At 34.1% G+C, this 18,540-nt stretch carries 19 protein-coding genes; 7 read left to right on the top strand and 12 right to left on the bottom strand.

Going from position 1 to position 18,540, the window contains the following annotated elements; genetic code table 11:
* Together DG435_RS26080 and DG435_RS09085 are read left to right on the top strand one after the other, a co-directional pair.
* The coding region (locus tag DG435_RS26080; RefSeq protein ID WP_199916869.1) for a carbonic anhydrase family protein at positions 1 to 176 on the top strand (176 nt) is incomplete at its 5' end.
* Between the two features lie 250 nt (positions 177 to 426).
* Positions 427 to 1,125, top strand: coding sequence for a Crp/Fnr family transcriptional regulator (locus DG435_RS09085; RefSeq protein WP_082994838.1), 699 nt, complete (start codon positions 427 to 429; stop codon positions 1,123 to 1,125).
* An 18-nt stretch (positions 1,126 to 1,143) separates the two neighbouring features.
* On the opposite strand, the gene DG435_RS09080 is transcribed toward DG435_RS09085, so the two are convergent.
* The 9 genes from DG435_RS09080 to DG435_RS09040 all read right to left on the bottom strand — a co-directional run bounded on the left by DG435_RS09080 (position 1,144) and on the right by DG435_RS09040 (position 9,713).
* On the bottom strand, positions 1,144 to 2,385 hold the full coding sequence (locus tag DG435_RS09080) for a sodium:proton antiporter (RefSeq protein ID WP_106793294.1): 1,242 nt from the start codon (positions 2,383 to 2,385) through the stop codon (positions 1,144 to 1,146).
* Positions 2,386 to 2,403: 18 nt separating this feature from the next.
* Positions 2,404 to 3,201, bottom strand: coding sequence for a hypothetical protein (locus DG435_RS09075; RefSeq protein ID WP_106793293.1), 798 nt, complete (start codon positions 3,199 to 3,201; stop codon positions 2,404 to 2,406).
* A gap of 11 nt (positions 3,202 to 3,212) precedes the next feature.
* A complete protein-coding gene (locus DG435_RS09070) occupies positions 3,213 to 4,244 on the bottom strand; it encodes a Rieske 2Fe-2S domain-containing protein (RefSeq protein ID WP_106793292.1) in 1,032 nt (343 codons plus the stop codon).
* Entirely contained in the window at positions 4,244 to 4,651 is a 408-nt protein-coding gene (locus tag DG435_RS09065) for a hypothetical protein (protein ID WP_106793291.1), read from the bottom strand. The genes DG435_RS09070 and DG435_RS09065 overlap by 1 nt, the downstream gene beginning before the upstream one ends.
* Positions 4,648 to 4,866: a hypothetical protein gene (locus DG435_RS09060; RefSeq protein ID WP_106793290.1), complete on the bottom strand. Its 219-nt coding sequence runs from the start codon at positions 4,864 to 4,866 to the stop codon at positions 4,648 to 4,650. Before DG435_RS09060 ends, DG435_RS09065 begins: the two co-directional genes overlap by 4 nt.
* A 2-nt stretch (positions 4,867 to 4,868) precedes the next feature.
* Positions 4,869 to 6,824: a thiamine pyrophosphate-binding protein gene (locus DG435_RS09055; RefSeq protein ID WP_106793289.1), complete on the bottom strand. Its 1,956-nt coding sequence runs from the start codon at positions 6,822 to 6,824 to the stop codon at positions 4,869 to 4,871.
* Positions 6,825 to 6,844: 20 nt separating this feature from the next.
* Complete coding sequence (locus tag DG435_RS09050; protein WP_101450393.1) at positions 6,845 to 7,228, bottom strand: DUF2721 domain-containing protein; 384 nt, start codon at positions 7,226 to 7,228, stop codon at positions 6,845 to 6,847.
* Between the two features lie 5 nt (positions 7,229 to 7,233).
* Complete coding sequence (locus DG435_RS09045) at positions 7,234 to 7,980, bottom strand: hypothetical protein (RefSeq protein WP_106793288.1); 747 nt, start codon at positions 7,978 to 7,980, stop codon at positions 7,234 to 7,236.
* 122 nt (positions 7,981 to 8,102) lie between these two features.
* Positions 8,103 to 9,713, bottom strand: coding sequence for a glutamate synthase-related protein (locus DG435_RS09040; protein WP_106793287.1), 1,611 nt, complete (start codon positions 9,711 to 9,713; stop codon positions 8,103 to 8,105).
* 655 nt (positions 9,714 to 10,368) lie between these two features.
* On the opposite strand from DG435_RS09040, the gene DG435_RS09035 reads away from it, so the two are divergent.
* From DG435_RS09035 to DG435_RS09025, 3 genes are read left to right on the top strand one after another with little or no spacing between them, the layout of a single operon-like run.
* Positions 10,369 to 11,661 carry a DUF5690 family protein gene (locus tag DG435_RS09035; protein ID WP_369871836.1) on the top strand — a complete coding sequence of 431 codons (1,293 nt, stop codon included), beginning with the start codon at positions 10,369 to 10,371 and terminating at the stop codon, positions 11,659 to 11,661.
* Positions 11,645 to 12,802: a TIGR03364 family FAD-dependent oxidoreductase gene (locus DG435_RS09030; protein WP_106793286.1), complete on the top strand. Its 1,158-nt coding sequence runs from the start codon at positions 11,645 to 11,647 to the stop codon at positions 12,800 to 12,802. Before DG435_RS09035 ends, DG435_RS09030 begins: the two co-directional genes overlap by 17 nt.
* 2 nt (positions 12,803 to 12,804) lie before the next feature.
* Positions 12,805 to 13,491 carry an HAD hydrolase-like protein gene (locus DG435_RS09025; protein ID WP_106793285.1) on the top strand — a complete coding sequence of 229 codons (687 nt, stop codon included), beginning with the start codon at positions 12,805 to 12,807 and terminating at the stop codon, positions 13,489 to 13,491.
* Positions 13,492 to 13,539: 48 nt separating this feature from the next.
* Here the strand turns inward: DG435_RS09025 and DG435_RS09020 are convergent, their stop codons facing one another.
* Positions 13,540 to 14,118 carry an XRE family transcriptional regulator gene (locus DG435_RS09020; protein WP_106793284.1) on the bottom strand — a complete coding sequence of 193 codons (579 nt, stop codon included), beginning with the start codon at positions 14,116 to 14,118 and terminating at the stop codon, positions 13,540 to 13,542.
* Positions 14,119 to 14,518: 400 nt separating this feature from the next.
* On the opposite strand from DG435_RS09020, the gene DG435_RS09015 reads away from it, so the two are divergent.
* Both DG435_RS09015 and hppD read left to right on the top strand, forming a co-directional pair.
* Positions 14,519 to 15,679, top strand: coding sequence for a homogentisate 1,2-dioxygenase (locus DG435_RS09015; protein WP_024771807.1), 1,161 nt, complete (start codon positions 14,519 to 14,521; stop codon positions 15,677 to 15,679).
* Between the two features lie 25 nt (positions 15,680 to 15,704).
* The gene (gene hppD / locus DG435_RS09010) at positions 15,705 to 16,862 is read left to right on the top strand and encodes a 4-hydroxyphenylpyruvate dioxygenase (RefSeq protein WP_106793283.1); all 1,158 of its coding nucleotides are present in this window, start codon (positions 15,705 to 15,707) and stop codon (positions 16,860 to 16,862) included.
* A 64-nt stretch (positions 16,863 to 16,926) separates the two neighbouring features.
* Here the strand turns inward: hppD and DG435_RS09005 are convergent, their stop codons facing one another.
* Both DG435_RS09005 and DG435_RS09000 read right to left on the bottom strand, forming a co-directional pair.
* On the bottom strand, positions 16,927 to 17,157 hold the full coding sequence (locus DG435_RS09005; protein WP_024771809.1) for a ferredoxin: 231 nt from the start codon (positions 17,155 to 17,157) through the stop codon (positions 16,927 to 16,929).
* Positions 17,157 to 18,398, bottom strand: coding sequence for a peptidase U32 family protein (locus DG435_RS09000; protein ID WP_106793282.1), 1,242 nt, complete (start codon positions 18,396 to 18,398; stop codon positions 17,157 to 17,159). Before DG435_RS09000 ends, DG435_RS09005 begins: the two co-directional genes overlap by 1 nt.
* Positions 18,399 to 18,540: the final 142 nt, after the last annotated feature.

The following is an 18,540-nucleotide window of genomic DNA, read 5'->3' as shown; positions in this document are numbered from 1 at the left end:
CCTATAGTGGTTCTTTAACGACCCCTGCCTGTTCAGAAATTGTTACCTGGTATGTTGTTAAACAACCTATCCAGGCATCACATGCACAGTTAGAGCAATTTGAGCATATCATGCATGAAAATTTCAGACCAGTTCAAGCATTGAATGGAAGAATAGTTCGTTCTAACGATGATTAAAGGTTAAGTTTCCCCATCACTAACCTAAATTGAGAGAAGAGGTTGTCTTTAGAAATAAGGGGAGCCTTTTCTTTATGGTTAAGATAATGTATACCATTACATTTATCTCTTTTTTTGCTATTAAGACACAATATAAAGTAGCCTTGTCTTCGCAATAAATTCATGATTTTTACGTTAAATTAACATAAAAGATGTTAATTTTTGAATCAAATGTCGTTTTTAAATAAGATTCACTAAATAATTATACCCTATGATTAGTGCTCTTTTCCCCAATAAGCAATATTCATTTATACATGAATCGTTTTTACAGTGTATTCCAGATGATGTATTAGAAATAATTGAAGAAAAAAAAACTGTTCTTAAGCTTAAAAAAGGTCAGGTATTGTTTCATGAAGGATCAATCCCGACTGTGGTATATATACTAAAGCAAGGAAAAGTAAAAAAATATGCTACTGGGTTAAATGGTAAAGAACATATTTTTCATTTGGTAGGAGAAAATAGAATTCTTGGCCATCATAATATATTATGTAATGAAACCTATTCTCATTCTGCAGCTTGTTTAACAGAATGTATATTTTATTTAATCCCTAAACATATTTTCTTTTCGATCATAGAAAATAATCGAGATATGTTGAATCGTTTATTACAAAATATTAGTCATGAGTTTGGGGTGTTTTTAAATAATTCTAAGATTCTAGCTCAGCATAGTGTTAGAGAACGAACTGCTTTGTCTATCATAAAACTGGAAGAATTCTTTAATGAAGAATCAATTATGAATGTGGGAGTTAAATTATCAAGGAAAGACCACAGTAATATAGTGGGAACATCGATTGAGTCTTTAGTTCGAGTATTGCATGATTTTAAGGAGGAGAGAATTATTGAGATTCGAGAAAATGTAATTATGGTTAAAGACATGGAAAAACTAATAAGTATAACTAACCTCGTGTAACGGTGATTTTATGGTTGGTTAATCGTATAGTTTCTTTACTAATTTCCCTATGCTAAGCCCTTGTATAATAATAGAAAATAGGACTACTACATAAGTAATATATAATATGATTTCTGAAGAAGGATTATCGGCTAAACTTAATGCCAATGCGATAGAAATCCCACCTCTTAAGCCTCCCCAGGTTAATATAGTTACTGTTTTTATTGGGTTATTTTCTGAATGTTTCAACAAAGAATAAGGAATAAATACAGAAATGAATCGTGAAATCAATACAATCAGGATAGCTATACTTCCCAGGATTAAATGATCCAGATCAAATTTTAATAAATGAATGGCTAATCCAATAAGCACAAATAAAATGCCATTAAATACATCATCAAGTACTTCCCAAATATCATTGAGCATTTTTCTGGTCGGACCTTTATTTGTAGCAATATTTAATTTATTTCCAATGATCATTCCTGCAACTACCATAGCTAATGGGCCAGAAACATGGATAAGGGATGCAAATGCATAACCACCCATTACAATTGCCAGGCTAATCATTACCGCCAATTGAGGATTGTCTTTTACAGATTTGATAGATTGATATCCAATAAAACCAAGAAGTCCTCCATATAATATTCCCCCAATAGCTTCTTCAAGAAAAAGCTTGCCTATTTCAGAGGTTATAGAACCTTCTATAGGATGCTCTCCCATCCCCGCAAGAATCAATATTGCAGAGAAAACTACAACTCCAATACCATCATTAAAAAGCGATTCTCCTTCAATTTTAATTCCCAGGCTTTTAGCAATATTAGCCTTTTTAAGAATAGCCATTACTGCTATTGGATCTGTAGGAGAAATCAAAGCACCAAATAGTAAAGCATGTAAAAAAGGAAGTTCAAGACCAATTAATTGTGCAGTTCCAAAGGTTAGTCCACCTACAATAAAGGTTGAGATTAGTACACCGAGAGTTGCAAATAGAAGAATGGGCCATTTTTCTTTTGCTAATTCATCAATATTTACATGTAACGCTCCTGCAAAAAGGAGAAAACTTAAAATTCCATCCAAAAGTAAAGATCTAAAATCTGAGTTGGTAACAATGTCACAAAAAAACTGATAGAATTCTGGGATAATACTTTTGCTAATGGTTATGATTAAGATTGTAGCCAAACTCATCAGCATCAACCCAATAGTAGTAGGTAGTTTGAGCCACTTATAGTTCACAAAGTTGAAGAAAGCAGCGATAGCAAAAATGATGCTGAAAGATTGTAACATGTTTTCTAAGATTTTATATTAATATATTTTTGAAGGCCTCTGTAAATCCTTAATGGTATTAACATTTATTTGTAATTGATACCAATCTTCTAATTGTACGACACTACCGGTAAGCAATGATGGCTTTCCGATGTAGGGTAATATCTTTTTGTTGATAGGATTTCCCTTGAGATCTGTAATCAGATAATATTCTGATATATTATTTTCATCTGTAGTAGCCAACACAGGCGGAATCCCGCCAGAAATACATAGTACGGCACAGCTTCTATGAATTTTTCCTTTTCCAGGTTTCATCACACCAAAATAACATTTGGGATCAATGATTTCTCCTTTGAGTTCCATGTCTTTAACCAATGATTTTATTTCAGGTAATCTTTTTGAATTTGCTTTTTCTACCAATGTTATTTTCTCATCGTTTGTGATTTGCAATAATGTCTTTCCATTATAGTAGATGAGATTACCTTCAATACTTAGCATACTCCCGGATAATTGAGATACTTCATTTCTTATTTTTTTTAGGAATGGATTAGCACTGGATTTTCCAAAACCAAGTAGCAGTATATTTTTAAAAGTATTTTCTGCTGTTTTAACTTTTAGCATAGGATATGGCATCTCATGATAAACCCCCATGATTTTGGTATTGGTTGTAAGTTCGAATGAGCTGTTCTTAAAAGTATTTTGTGTAAAAGCAAAAATAACTGCTATAGTTATAAGAGCTAGTATACCAAAGAGTACAAAGCTCTTTATTGTTTTTTTTGTTTTTGTAGAAACATTATCAACGTATCCGATGTAAAAATCATCCTCTTTATTTTCCATAAATCTAATGTTTAAAAGGTGATAGGCTCGACCTCGGTTCCTTCTGCAAGGGCTTCTGGTAGAACGTATATTTTATTATTGTCATTTTTAAGTCGATAGGTGGCTATTTTTTCGGTAAAAGGAGGAGGTGATTGCCCGTTGTGAGGTAGATATTGATATCCATGCCAGGGGCAAGTAACGCACCCATCTACAATTTTTCCTTCACCAAGAGGGCCGCCTTGGTGCTTGCATACGTTAGAGATAGCAGATAATTTATTATCGTATTTAAAAACTGCTATTCGTTCTTTGTCTACAATAAATATTTTGGCTCTGTCTTCTGGTATTTCATCAATATCACATACATATTCCCACCCGTTTTCGATATGTTGAGTTTTAATTTTATCTGCTTTTGTTTCCTTTATACCGGTTGCCAAATGTAATGTAGCAATAGTTATAAACCCTAAACTCATGATAACAATAGATCCTATTGATGGTTGCTGTTGTAAAGCACCTAAGAAAACATGTAGAATTATCAATCCATAAGCTAGATATATCATCATATGCAGGCGTTTCCACGTTTTAGGAGAAAGGTTTTTTAGCCAGAAATCATGACTTGTTGCTGCCATTAGAAATAGAATAACCAATGCAAAAAAGCCTAATACCTGAAAAGGAAAATTTGTGAGGGAACCATAATCCATATTAGATGTAAAAATGGCATAGATGGGATTTACATTCCCTAAAGAATGAAATTGAAAAATTGAAAACCCGCCATGAACCATTGCGGCTAAAAACATACTTACCCCCAAATGTCTACGGTTATATAATAAAGGCAAAAATCTAGAATTTAACCTGGCAAGAGGTCCAATAGCTAGTATGATATGCAATAAAGCGATTGCCAATGTCCCAAAAGCTCGTATAATTAATGTTTCTACACTTGTTTCGTTATTAGTGATTATAGTGACTCCTATGAAACATAAAAGATAGATAAGTATACTGATTACAATCCATTTATCATAGATCTTTTTGTTTCGATTCCAAAGTACTGGTTGATAATTTACTCCCATTATAATTCTATATTAATAATGTCATTTTTCTTTATTTCATCATAAATTCTTATACTTCTAATCTTCTTATCGATTTCAAAAGTGTATACTCCCTTCTTATCTAAGGTTCCTAAGTAGGTGTCTTTTTTATGATTAGAAATACCATATATAAGTGATGAAGCACTTTGTAAAGGTCTCTTCAGAATAATTTGAAGCGCGTTTAAGGAATTTTGTTCTTTTATACCGATAAAAAAACTATCGTCATCTAAAACTATCCGTTGCCCTGATCGTATAGGAGTTAATGATACATCACCATCTGTAAGTAATGGTTCCTTAATACTCTTAATAGATAAGAAGATTAATACTGGCATGACAATGATCAGTAATATCCATACAATTTTATGCATTTTTCTTAATCCTGAAGTCATGAGTTGATTCTTGATTTATTAATTATTTTCAAAAGGAGTATAGGCCAAAGACCTATTGCTCCTGGAACCAGTAATAAACGAACTGTCCATTTACTTTCGGTAATCAATTCATCTAATTGAGAAGCACCTTTGATGAAAAAATAGATTCCGAATAAAAAACCTATTCCAAAATACAGCCCTAAAAAGCTTACTATAATCTGAATTACTATTGTCATAACTATATAAGGTTTACATCTGTTATTATTTCCAGAAGAGCAGGGCCATTATGGTCTCTTAATTTTTCCATAGCAGTAGTTAGATCTTCTAATTTTTCTATTCGTATTCCTAAAGCGCCACAATTCTCTGCATAGGCGGCAAAACTTGGATTGTGGAGTGAAGTTTGCCAGACATCTAATTCTGCAGCACGTTGTTCTTTAGAGATTTTACCAAGTTCAGAATTGTTTAATACGATATGTTTAATATTCATATTGTATTTTACTAATGTCGAAATCTCTGCCAGATATTGTCCCAAACCTCCATCTCCTGATACAGACCATATGGGTCTCTCATGCCCTTGTGCTGCCCATGCACCCATAGCGGCGGGTAATGCAAATCCTATGGATCCTAGATACCCAGACATTAAGATGGATTGGTTTTGAGGTTCAAAATATCTTCCAAATGAGTACGTATTGTTTCCAACATCTACGGCAATCACTGCATTTGCAGGGGTTATCTTATTCATTGCATCAAAAACAGCAATAGAGCTTAATCCTTTACTACTAGAATCTTCGAGACGACTTTGTTTTTCTTCTTTCCAAAGTTTCCAGCGTTCTTCTATTTCAGGTTTTTGATCTATTGTATTTGTTTTACCTTTTGTCTTTTCGGTAAGAATATCTAGTGTTTCTGAAATTTCTCCCCATAAGGCGGCATCAACTTTATGAAATTTACTTAATGCCATTGGGTCAAAATCTACCTGGATAATAGGTTTTTTTGGGGTGATACCGGTATGATTAGAAAAAGAAGCTCCAAAGACGATAAGCAGATCACTTTCATTCATAAACCAGGAAGCAATAGGAGTACCACTTCTACCTAAAACACCACACCCTAATTCGTGATCATCTGCAATAAGTCCTTTTCCTTTAAATGTAGTAATCACAGGACAATTAAGAGTCTTGGCATAATCAACAATACTAGTCATATTAAAGCGGGCTCCATGGCCAACAATGATAACAGGTCTCTTTGCCAAAAGGATCATATCACTCGCTCTATTGACCATTTCTTTTGGTGGAGAAATACCAAAAGTGGTAATTCTATTTTCTGGAGTTTGTGGCTTTGCGTTATCAGGTTTTTTACTGAAAGCAACTTCATCAGGAAAAGTTAAATGCGAAACGTCTCTTTTGATAAGTGCAGTTTTAACTGCTAAAGCCATCAATTCGCTATGGTTAGAATTTTGATGAACAGCATGATTAAATTCTGCTACAGAATCAAATGCTTTGGTAAGATCTACTTCCTGAAAAGCTCCGGTGCCAACTACTTGAGTATTTACTTGCCCTGATAGTGCTAATAGTGGTGCGCGATCTACTTTAGCATCCCACATACCGGTGAACATATTGGTTGCTCCAGGGCCTGCGATTCCAAAACAAGCAGCAGGTTTACCAGTTAGTTTGGCATAACCAGAAGCAGCAAATGCTGCTGCACCCTCATGGCGAATACCAAAGAAGCGTAATTTACCTTCCTTTTCCTGCCTTCGCATAGCATCTGCAACACCAAGATTACTGTGGCCTACCATTCCAAAAACAGTATCTATTCCCCAGTTAACCATGGTTTGAATCATAACATCAGAAACGGTCTCTTCGTGAGCAGGTTCTTCAGGAATACCTACATAAATAGCATCACCTTCTTCTTTAACATCAAAAGTAGTTACACCGTCATCATAACCTCCGGGAGGAAGTCCTGTACAAGGATCAAAATCCCAGCCATGCCAAGGGCAACGAAGCAAGCCGTTTTCTATAGACCCTTCCCCCAATGGTCCTCCCTGATGAGGACATCGGTTATCTAATGCAGAGAATTTTCCTTCAAAATGGGTTAGGCATACACCTTGGTGACCAGCAGTAACGGTTTGAACCCTTCCTTCAGGAAGTTTATCTTTATTACTAAGTACTTTATACCATACTATTTCTTTTTCTGAAGTCATGATCGATTATTTTTTTGGTGTTAACATTTGTTATTAAATTGGTCTTGCCTGATTTTTACCGCTCTAAATGAATATACAATTAGAGCGATCAAACCTAATAAAGCACTAATAATACCTGCTATGGTAATATATATTGCAGAATCAAAACTGGTTTCTACGCTTTTATATACTCCAGAAATTAGTGCAGAGACCACAAAACTGGCCACAGCGACATATAAGAAAACCATAGCACTGTTTAGTAATTTAAGTTGCTTAAGCTTGCGTTTTATGAGGGCTTCTTTGAGTGTTACTTCTACAATTAAAGTTTTAATCTCTGTACTGAGATTGACTAATAGATTAGAAGTAGATAATATCAAAAGCCCAATACCTGGTATTATAGTAGCCGGGATATACCAATGTTCCATAGTATTTAATTTTTATAGGCCGTAAATGCTTCTTCAAAAAAGGTAATAATTGTAGCTTTATTTACTCCAGAAATAGGTAAAACAGCGCCTTTAAACCCCTCATTATACCATTTTCCTGTTGTTAATGGTTTGAAATCAGAAGTACCTAGACTATCATGACCTTGATACCCACTGATATAGAAATAATAATCATTGCACATTGTATCAGGAATGGCAAGGCCTAAACCTATAGCAAGGCCAGATTCGTCTTCTAATGAGGCAAAGGCACCTGTATCAAAGTGATGAGGCCATATTCTAATCTCAGAATTTAGTAGATTGTTTTGTAAAAATTCTTGGATTGCAGATTTGGATAATTTTCTAAATGCTACCAGTTCTCGTAATCTACTTAGATCTTTCAGTGTGTAGATGTAGTCATCTGTTATCGTATAAGGCAACTCATAATGCAGAGCATAGTTATAAGGCGTATTGATATCACTATCTTTTGCCATACGTCTTATCCATTGTAAAACTTCTGCATGCGAAGTACCATCTAATTGAAATGTCTTTGTTAAATTATGACTGTTCCACTCTAAAGTGAAAAGATTATAATTAAGAGAAAGTAAATCTCTGGATGAATTAAGAGGTCTGGTATATAAAGTTCCTTTCTCTATAGAAAACCCCAGGTTAGTATGGCTATCATCGTTTTTCTTTTCTAGAAAGCTAATCCCTGCAGCTGCCAGATATTGCGCTGCTAAATGCATTTGAGTAGTCATATTTTGTTGGTTTATTAGTTTATAAGGTCAATTTGTTTTCAATACTTCAGAAATTTTCATTTTTGAAGCAAGACTTATGTCTACCATTTTATACTGGTGTTTTAATCCGTAATGTTTCAATTTTAGACAATACCAGCATAATTAATACCTGCTAATCGGTACATGTCATAATCATAAGTAGAGAGGTCATCATGATTAAATTTGGAAACATCATCATATCCACAAGCTCTTGCAATTACCTTTATAAGGTCATTGGTCGCGTCAAAATAATTATGTAATTGTTTAGCAGAAGATTCTATAATCATTCTGCTTCTTAAAGATTCTTTTTGTGTTGCAATCCCTACTGGGCAATTATTACTTCCGCAAGCACGCATCCCCAGGCATCCAATCGCTTGCAGTGCAGAATTGGATACGGCAATAGCATCTGCTCCCAGCATCATTGCTTTTGCAAAATCTTCGGCAATACGAAGCCCTCCGGTAATGATTAATGATACGTCGTTTGCACCTACTTTATCCAGATATTTTCGTGCTCTTGCGAGTGCAGGTATGGTAGGAACATTGATATTATCACGCAAAATAGTAGGAGCAGAACCTGTTCCTCCACCACGACCATCAAGAATAATGTAATCTACACCTACATCTAATGCAAATTGAATATCTTTTTCGATATGACTGGCAGCAATCTTAAAACCGATTGGGATACCACCAGTGCGTTCACGTACCTGATCTGCAAAAGCTTTAAAATCTTGTACACCATGAAAATCCGGAAAGGTTGCAGGAGAGATTGCGGTCTGTCCTTCCTGTAACCCTCTAACTTCTGCAATCTCCTTACTTACTTTGCTTCCTGGGAGATGTCCTCCTGTTCCTGTTTTAGCACCTTGCCCTCCTTTAAAATGAAAAGCCTGTACTTTATCTAATTTATCCCATGAAAATCCAAATTGCGCCGAGGCTAATTCATAAAAATATTTGGTGTTATTTTCCTGTTCTTGTGGTAGCATTCCACCTTCTCCCGAACAGATACCGGTCCCTGCCATTTCTGCTCCTCTGGATAATGCTATTTTTGCCTCTCGAGAAAGCGCTCCAAAACTCATATCACTTACAAATAGGGGCATATTAATGGTTAAAGGCTTTTTGGCCTTAGAACCGATTATTACTTTGGTGGCTACTTCTTCATGGTCTAATAAAGGTCTATTGGCTAATTGAGCAGGTAAAAATTGAATGTCATTCCATTTTGGTAGTGTATTTCGATCGACTCCCATTGATGCAGAGAATCCATGATGTCCAAGGTTTTTTAAACCATTTTTAGCTAATTCTTTGATGTACCCAGTGTATGGTTCTGTATCTTCAGGATGAGTATCTGCATAAGCACCAAGATATTCTTCACGATTAAATGGTTGCGGGTGATCTTCAATATAGGAATTGATTTCAATTTCGTCTACATAGAGGTTATCTCCTTCAACTTTAGTACTAAATTTATGTAAAACTTCACTGTTGTTATATTCAGAAACACCAGAATCGTATCGATAATCCCAACCGTGTACTCCGCAGATGAGGTTATGGCCATCAATATGTCCATCTGCCATAAGCGCTCCTCTGTGTAAACATCTCCCGTATAATACAGAAATGTCATTATCATACTTTATAATGACCAAATCCAATCCATTTACCAAGGCATGAGCGGGTTCTTTATTTTCTAAATCACTAAGTTGTGCTATTAAAACAGGTTGTTTCATCTATTTTCTTATTAGGTTAGGTAGAATTTATTTTGATCTTGATCAGAATAAATATTGTATTTGGTCTCAAAACTTTAGCAAGACTTTCATCTGTTTGTAATATTTGTTTTTATGCTTCAGATAAAACTGACTAATAATCACCTTGTTATATGGTATTGTCAATTAAAAAATAAACTTCATTATAAAGGCAAATGGACCTTTATATAAGCTATTAATAATCTGTATCGGCAATGCAATAGATTACTCTTCTGGATGTATTAAAGAGGTTAGTGCCTTTAGAAAACTAATATTTGGATATATATTCAAGAGGGCGAATTATTAGTTAGTATTGTTAAAAATACTCAATTTTAAGAATACTACCGTATAATTGTTTTTGAAAATTATTTTGGATAGAATCTTATAATTTCATTGACTATCAGTAAAGTAAAAGGTGAGAGAGTGAGATTTTTGCGTAGTATCCTAATCAAATTATAATAGTTATTATTGCTTTCTCAAGATTAAGAATTCGTTATCAGCTCTCTTTGTTTCTAAAACATCCTTAACCATAGTTTTACAATTAATCAAAGCTATGGTAAATATTTCTTAAACCTTATAATTTTACAAATAGTAAAATATTATTCAATTTTGAATCGTAAAATTTACTAATTGTAAAAAATTGAAAAAAATTAAGTTCTCTAACCTTAAATTTATTTTACATGCCTGTATCGCTTCTTTTGGAGCATACTTTTGTATGTATGCCTTTAGAAAACCATTTAGTGTTGCTACTTTTGAGAACCTTTCTGTTTTCAATATAGACTACAAAATCATATTGATTATTGCTCAGGTTTTAGGATATACGTTATCAAAGTTTTTTGGGATTAAAATAATTTCAGAATTAAAAACAGGGAAACGTGTATTTTATTTAATAGGACTAATTCTTTTGGCAGAAGTAGCATTACTACTTTTTGCAATACTTCCAAGACCATACAATGCAATTTCTATATTTTTTAATGGATTACCATTGGGAATGATATGGGGTATTGTGTTTTCTTATTTAGAGGGGCGAAAATTCACAGAAATACTTGGGGTTGCACTATGTTCCAGTTTTATTGTATCTAGTGGAATTGTAAAGTCTATTGGCTTATATCTTATGAATGCCTGGGAGATTTCTCAGTTTTGGATGCCCGCAGCGACCGGAGCATTATTTATAGTCCCATTGTTATTTTTCGCATGGTTATTAGAAAAACTACCTGATACAACTGAAGAGGATAAGAAAATGCGTTCTGTACGTGTACCAATGTCATCCAAAGACCGTAAACATCTATTGTTTTCTTTTTTCATACCAATTATAGGAATCGTAGTATTTTATACGATCTTAACCGCATTTAGGGATTTTAGAGACAATTTTGCCCGAGAACTCTGGGATAGTATCGGTTATCAGGGAGACATATCGGTGTATACCGCTTCAGAAACTATCATTGCTATAGTAGTCTTATTAATCTTAGGAAGTACATTTTATATCAAAAATAATGCAAGAGCATTGTATATCTATCATCTTTTGATTTTAACAGGTATCCTGTGCATTGGAGTTTCTACACTTCTATTTCAGTTAGAGATATTGAACCCTTTTATATGGATGGTGATTTGCGGGTTTGGACTCTACATTTGTTACGTCCCCTTTAATTGCTTGTTTTTTGATCGATTTATTGCAGCATTCAAGGTAAGAGGAAATGCTGGGTTTTTGATTTATATCGCAGATTCTTTTGGGTATTTAGGCAGCATATCTGCTTTATTATATAAAAATTTTGGACAAGCAAATTTAACATGGTTAGACTTTTTTATTTATGGGGCATATAGCGTAACAGTACTAGGGATATTCTGCATACTGGGGTCATTGCTTTATTTTAAAAATGCATATCAAACTCGATTAGGAACTATACAAACAGAATTACATTATGAAAAAATATGACCTCATTGTTATAGGAGGTGGAGTGCTGGGTACGTTTCATGCATATCATGCACTACAAAATGGATTACAGGTAGCTTTGCTTGAGAAAAATAAAATACCGCAAGGAGCTACGACTCAAAATTTCGGACAAGTGGTTCCATCTGGGATGAATACCAAATGGCAGGTCTATGGTAGAGAAAGTTTAAAAATCTACAAAGAGATTCAGCAACGATTCGATATTACACTTCGGGAAAATGGATCTGTATATCTCGCTTCAAATCCAGAAGAAGTACAACTTATAGAAGAACTGCATCAAATTAACAAGAACAACCAATATACCTCAGTAGTATTAACCAAGGAAGAATGCCTGAAAAAATACCCAGGATTGCGATCAGATTACGTACTGGCAGGATTATTTTTCCCAGAGGAAGTTACCGTAGAAGCTCGAGAAATGATCCATCGATTGCAGGATTTTATGGTGAAACATATGAATCTGGCCTATTTCACGAATCAAAATGTGATCTCTTGCGATGAAACAAATACTGGAGTACGAGTTACCTCTTCTTCAAAAGAAATTTTTGAAGCAGAAAAAGTGATCATCTGTAATGGAAACGAGTTTAAAAACCTGTACCCAAAACTTTTTAATGAAAGTGATCTCGAAGTAACAAAATTACAAATGCTTCAAACTAAACCTCAATCGAGATATCAATTACCAGGAAATATTTTAACAGGTTGGTCTATTAGACGATATGAAGCATTTACCGAATGTGCCTCTTTTACAGAAGTTAAATCTCAAGAAGATCCAGATTCTCTTCAGAAAAAATGGGGAATACATATGTTGTTTAAACAGGCACCAGATGGATCAGTAATTATTGGAGATTCTCATACATATGCCGATGCAAAACATATAGAAGATTTGGGGTATGATTTAGATATGGATATAGATGATTTTATGATTACCGAAGCGCAAAAAATCATTGATTTACCTACTTATGATATCCAACATCGATGGTATGGAATGTATTCTCAATGTAAAACAAAAGATATATTTCAGAAAACCATAGGTAACAATATCCATATTATCACAGGAATAGGAGGTAAAGGAATGACAGGAAGTGCTGGTTTTGCAAAAGAAAATAGTATTAGGATTTTTAATTTATAAATATGAATAAAAAAATAGAGCTGGCTGTTTTTGATATGGCAGGAACTACAGTAAATGAAGATAATATAGTTTATAAAACAGTACAACAAGTTATTAATGACGAAGGATATGATATAAGTCTGGATAACGTGCTTGAATATGGTGCGGGTAAAGAAAAATACCAGGCAATAGTTGATATTTTGACTAGTGTGACTTCTTGTGAAGAAGTAAAAAGTACTGCAAAAAGAGCATTTTCTAATTTTAAGCCTATTTTAAAAAAACTATATAAAGAGTTAGATGTTGTAGCTTTTGAAAGGGTTGAAGAGTTATTCGATATATTAAAGAATAATGAAATAAAAGTAGTTCTTAATACAGGATATGATTCAAAGACGGCAAATCAACTTATTACGAAATTGGGTTGGAAAAAAGGAGAGCATTTTGATGCATTACTCACAGCAGATGATGTAACCAATGGTAGGCCCCATAAAGAAATGATTTGTAAAGCAATGAGAATGTTTGATGTTACCGATGCTTCTAAAGTATTAAAAGCTGGAGATTCTGCTATTGATATTGAAGAAGGTAAAAATGCTGATTGCGGAATTACAGTTGGTGTTTTAACCGGAGCGCAAAATAGAGAACAACTAGAAAAAGCTAAACCAGATTATATTGTAAATGAGTTAATAGAGTTGATCAATATTATATTTTATTAGATTAACGTTTTAATTGTTTGTTTATAAAAACCGCCTTATGGCGGTTTTTTAGTTTTCCTTGTCTAAAAAGAAATACAAAACAATCATTTTAGAAGGTGTTTTTCCACGATTAACAGGCACGTGAGGAATCCGTCCATCAAAGAAAATTGAATCTCCTTCTTTCAAAAGAACTTCTTCATCCCCAATAATATAATGGCATTCTCCAGTTAGGATATATTTAAATTCATAAGCATCGGTCTCTACTTTATTACGTTTAGAACCTGGTTGGATTTCCAAAAAGACAGCTTCAAAACCAATAGAAGACAGTTGTTTTCCAAAAATATATTTGTAGCTAAACCCAATAGCATCGTCCTCTTTTTCAATGACACTATATTCAGAAGCTCTGGTGACTAAAAACGTAAAATTAGTCTGACTAGGCATCCCATTAAAAAAAGCAGGAATCTCTATGTCGAGTGCATTGATGATATTTAACAAAACAGGTAAAGAAGGTATGGTTCTTCCATTTTCAATTCGAGAAATAAGACCATTACTAACCCCTGCTTTTGTGGCAATTTCATTAATGGTTTTTTTATCGCTTTTGCGAATTTCTTTTAAACGTTTACCGATACCTATTAAATAATCTTCCATTTGTTTGTAAATAGTAAATAATAGTAGAACAATATTCTTAAAAGGAAAGACAAAGAAAATGTTTCTGATCGTAATATCAGGGAAATAACTAGTATTATTTAACAAATTTATTGTTGCTTCTGATTTAAGAATTGAAATGGTAATAGCAGCTCTATCCTCTTTGATATACTACATATAGTTTTTTTCTGATTTGCTATGTTCTTTATCAGAAGAATAAATGTGTTGTAACATGATATTCGTCATGTTTTTTCTAAGACACAATACTTTTATTAGCGTTGTGAATTCTCAATGGATATACATACTCATCTATTTGCACTTTCTCATCAAGAGAAACCCAGAATAAGGTTTACCTAACCTTACGCCTATTTATTTCATATTAATCATTTTAACGCAATATTTTATGCCTAGATATCATTCATTGGGAGAGATCCCTCATAAAAGACATATCACTTTTGATAACCCTAAAGGAGGGTTGTATCAAGAAGAATTATTTGGAACAGCTGGTTTTGCCGGGATGTCATCACTTATCTATCATCTATACCCTCCCACAGTAGTTTCAGAAATTAAAAGAGGTAAAGACGTCACTCCAAAAATAGCTATTGATAAAAACATGAAAGCAATGAGTTTTCAGGGTTTTTCGCTTCCTAAAGGAGAAGAATTTCTGGAAAGCAGAAAAATACTATTTACAAATAACGATTTAAAGATAGGTCTGGCTGCTCCCATAGCATTTTCACAAGATTATTTATATAGAAATAGTGATGCAGACGAAATGTTATTTATCCATGTGGGTTCGGGGACATTAAAAACAATGTATGGCAATATTTCTTTTAAATATGGAGATTATTTGATCATACCAAGAGGAACGACCTATCAAATAGATTTTGATACCGAAACCAATAGAATATTATTCATCGAATCATCAAGTGCAATAGAATCACCTAAACGTTACCGAAATAATTACGGGCAGTTTTTAGAACATTCTCCGTTTTGTGAACGTGATTTTAGATTACCACAAAATTTAGAAACTCATGATGAAAAAGGGGAGTTTAAGATTATTTCTAAAAAACAAGATGTATTATGGGAATATACCTATGCCAATCATCCTTTTGATGTAGTTGGTTGGGACGGATTTAATTACCCATTTGCTTTTTCAATTTTTGATTTCGAACCTATAACGGGGCGTATACATCTTCCACCACCAATACATCAGCAATGGGAAGCAGCAGGATTTGTAGTCTGCTCTTTTGTACCACGATTATATGATTATCACCCTAAAGCAGTTCCTGCGCCTTACCATCATAGTAATATTGATTCTGAAGAGTTGCTGTATTATGTAGATGGTGATTTTATGAGCAGAAATAATATCCAAAAAGGTCAGATTACGCTACATCCAGGAGGTATTCCTCACGGGCCTCATCCGGGAGCAATAGAACGAAGTGTTGGTAAAAAATCGACAGAAGAACTCGCAGTTATGATAGATCCTTTTAATCCTGTTATGATCACAGAAGAAGCAATGAATTTACAAGTAGATGATTATTATAAATCCTGGAAAACCGAATAGGGTTTTCATTTAAAAACTTAAAGACATGCCAGATTTAAAAAATATAGAAAATTATAAGTATAGCTTAGAGAAAATATTTCCTGAAGCCGAAGATTTTTTACCACTTTTGGGAACAGATTACGTAGAGTATTATGTGGGAAACGCAAAACAAGCAGCTCATTTTTATAAAACAGCACTTGGATTTCAATCTTTGGCCTATGCTGGATTAGAGACCGGTCTAAAAGACAGAACATCCTATGTTGTGGTACAAGATAAAATACGTTTGGTCTTTACAACACCGATGCCAGGTGGTGAGAGTAAAGAAATATACGATCATATTCAAAAACATGGAGATGGGGTCAAAGTTATTGCATTATGGGTCGAAGATGCACGTAAATCCTGGGAAGAAACTACAAAAAGAGGTGCAAAATCTTATTTTGAACCAAGAGTCGAAAAAGATGAAGATGGAGAAGTAGTACGATCGGGAATACATACCTACGGAGATACAGTGCATATTTTTGTAGAACGTAAAAACTATAATGGAACATTTCTTCCAAAGTTTGAAAAATGGGAATCTCATTACAATCCAACAAGTTGTGGTTTAAAATATATTGACCATATGGTAGGTAATGTAGATTGGGGACAAATGAATGTTTGGGCAAAATTCTATAACGAAGTGATGGGATTTGCAAACCTGATCACCTTTGATGATAATGATATTTCTACAGAGTATACTGCTTTAATGAGTAAAGTAATGACCAATGGAAATGGAAGAATTAAGTTTCCGATAAACGAACCTGCCGAAGGCAAAAAGAAATCTCAGATTGAAGAATATATCGATTTTTATGGAGGTGCCGGATGTCAACATATCGCAGTAGCTACCGATGATATTGTTTTTACAGTTAGCGAAATGAAAAAAAGAGGAGTAGAGTTTTTATATGTACCAGGAACATATTATGATACTGTTAGTGATCGTGTAGGTGAAATTGCAGAAGATATGAAACTCCTTAAAAAACATGGAATTATGGTAGATAGAGATGATGAAGGGTATTTACTTCAGATTTTCACCAAACCATTGACCGATAGACCTACATTGTTTTTTGAAATCATTCAACGCAAAGGAGCGCAATCTTTTGGAAAAGGAAATTTTAAAGCTTTGTTTGAATCTATAGAAGCAGAACAAGCAAGGCGAGGAACACTATAGAAATGCATGTATAGAATAGGCTGCCCTTTAAAGAAAAAAGTTACATTATTAAAGATAGGAGGGGTTATACCATCTTTGTCGTAATAATCTTTACGGGGCAGGCTTTTTGAGCCTGCACACAATCATCATAAATGGTATTATCAGGAGATTTTAAGGTATGAAACCCTTTTTTATCTGTAGCGTGCAGTAATACCGTTTTTCCATCTTTTTTAGACATCTGAAACTGGGTAGGTGCCATTTCTACACAATAATTACAACCAATGCATTTTTCGCGCTGTAGGGTAACTACTACCATTATTCTTGAACGATTTTATAAAGTTTATCAGACGGGCGTATTCTAAAATTAGTGGGGATAGTACACGAATCTCCTTTTTGTGCAGTATCTAATCGCTCATCGTTTACCATCATCTCTTTGAGTTCAAATTCTTCTACTCCTGTTGTTGGGCCTGTAATTAAAATGGTATCTCCTAGTTTAATATCATAAGCTTCAATTTTAAACTCTGCGATGCTGGGCTTAGGAAAAAAGTGAACACCTTTACCGATATACACTTTCTTTTGTGTGGCTTTGGATCCGGAAACATCACTCCATTCTCCTAATTTTTGTCCTAAATAATACCCACTCCAAAAACCTCTGTTATATACTTTTTCTAACTCCTTCATCCAATGATCGACCTTCGTTTTGGTAAAAACTCCATCGGCACAGGAATCTATAGCTTCGCGATAGGTTTTAATTACTTTTGCCACATATTCTGGAGCTCGCCCTCTACCTTCAATCTTTAATACTTTGGCTCCTGTATCTATAACCTGATCTAAGAAATCTAATGTGCATAAATCTTTAGGAGACATGATATACTCATTATCCAATTCCATTTCAAAACCGGTTTCCTGATCTACAACACTGTATTTCTTTCTGCAATTTTGTTTGCAGGCACCACGGTTGGCAGAAGAGTTGTGTGAGTGTAAACTCAGATAGCATTTACCAGACACGGCCATGCAAAGTGCTCCATGTCCAAAAATTTCAACTTCAACTAACCTTCCCGAAGGGCCTTTAATTTGTTCTTTCTCTATCTGATCACAAATTTTCTTTACCTGTCGTAAACTCAATTCCCGACTCATTACCATAGTATCTGCAAAGAGGGAATAGAACTTTACCGTTTCAATATTGGTAATATTGATTTGAGTAGAAATATGAACTTCCATATCGATCTGCCGGGCATAGGCTATAACAGCTTGATCCATGGCAATCACAGCAGTTAGATTTGCCGACTTGGCAGCATCTAATAACGTTTTTATAATCGATAAATCATGATCATAAATTATGGTATTGAGTGTGAGATAGGTACGTACATTTTTTTCGGTACAGCGACGAGCTATTTCAGGTAAATCAGCAATCGTAAAATTTATGCTGGCTCTGGCTCGCATATTTAGTTGATCTACTCCAAAATAAACAGAATCTGCTCCATTATCAATAGCAGCTTGTAAAGATTCAAAATTACCTGCCGGTGCCATTAATTCCATTGTTCCTGTAGGGGTCATATTTTCTTCATTAATTCAAGTGCAAAAATACATTATTTTCATCTTTTTTTGAAGTGAAAACTTGTGCACTAAGAGTAATTATTTTTAAAACGCAAATGTATGTTATTTACTGAGTAAAAATGATATTTAAAATCATTCTTTT

It is taken from the genome of Aquimarina sp. Aq78 (assembly GCF_900299525.1).
Taxonomy (GTDB): Bacteria; Bacteroidota; Bacteroidia; order Flavobacteriales; family Flavobacteriaceae; genus Aquimarina.
The sequence above is the reverse complement of the archived record's forward strand: the minus strand, read 5'-3'. Positions and strand labels throughout refer to the sequence as shown.

Excerpts from the sequence above, each read along its gene's own strand:
- DG435_RS09085 (WP_082994838.1), top strand. The coding sequence starts at position 427 with ATGATTAGTGCTCTTTTCCCCAATAAGCAATATTCATTTATACATGAA.
- DG435_RS09080 (WP_106793294.1), bottom strand. The coding sequence starts at position 2,385 with ATGTTACAATCTTTCAGCATCATTTTTGCTATCGCTGCTTTCTTCAAC.
- DG435_RS09075 (WP_106793293.1), bottom strand. The coding sequence starts at position 3,201 with ATGGAAAATAAAGAGGATGATTTTTACATCGGATACGTTGATAATGTT.
- DG435_RS09070 (WP_106793292.1), bottom strand. The coding sequence starts at position 4,244 with ATGGGAGTAAATTATCAACCAGTACTTTGGAATCGAAACAAAAAGATC.
- DG435_RS09065 (WP_106793291.1), bottom strand. The coding sequence starts at position 4,651 with ATGACTTCAGGATTAAGAAAAATGCATAAAATTGTATGGATATTACTG.
- DG435_RS09060 (WP_106793290.1), bottom strand. The coding sequence starts at position 4,866 with ATGACAATAGTAATTCAGATTATAGTAAGCTTTTTAGGGCTGTATTTT.
- DG435_RS09055 (WP_106793289.1), bottom strand. The coding sequence starts at position 6,824 with ATGACTTCAGAAAAAGAAATAGTATGGTATAAAGTACTTAGTAATAAA.
- DG435_RS09050 (WP_101450393.1), bottom strand. The coding sequence starts at position 7,228 with ATGGAACATTGGTATATCCCGGCTACTATAATACCAGGTATTGGGCTT.
- DG435_RS09045 (WP_106793288.1), bottom strand. The coding sequence starts at position 7,980 with ATGACTACTCAAATGCATTTAGCAGCGCAATATCTGGCAGCTGCAGGG.
- DG435_RS09040 (WP_106793287.1), bottom strand. The coding sequence starts at position 9,713 with ATGAAACAACCTGTTTTAATAGCACAACTTAGTGATTTAGAAAATAAA.
- DG435_RS09025 (WP_106793285.1), top strand. The coding sequence starts at position 12,805 with ATGAATAAAAAAATAGAGCTGGCTGTTTTTGATATGGCAGGAACTACA.
- DG435_RS09020 (WP_106793284.1), bottom strand. The coding sequence starts at position 14,118 with ATGGAAGATTATTTAATAGGTATCGGTAAACGTTTAAAAGAAATTCGC.
- DG435_RS09015 (WP_024771807.1), top strand. The coding sequence starts at position 14,519 with ATGCCTAGATATCATTCATTGGGAGAGATCCCTCATAAAAGACATATC.
- hppD (WP_106793283.1), top strand. The coding sequence starts at position 15,705 with ATGCCAGATTTAAAAAATATAGAAAATTATAAGTATAGCTTAGAGAAA.
- DG435_RS09005 (WP_024771809.1), bottom strand. The coding sequence starts at position 17,157 with ATGGTAGTAGTTACCCTACAGCGCGAAAAATGCATTGGTTGTAATTAT.
- DG435_RS09000 (WP_106793282.1), bottom strand. The coding sequence starts at position 18,398 with ATGACCCCTACAGGAACAATGGAATTAATGGCACCGGCAGGTAATTTT.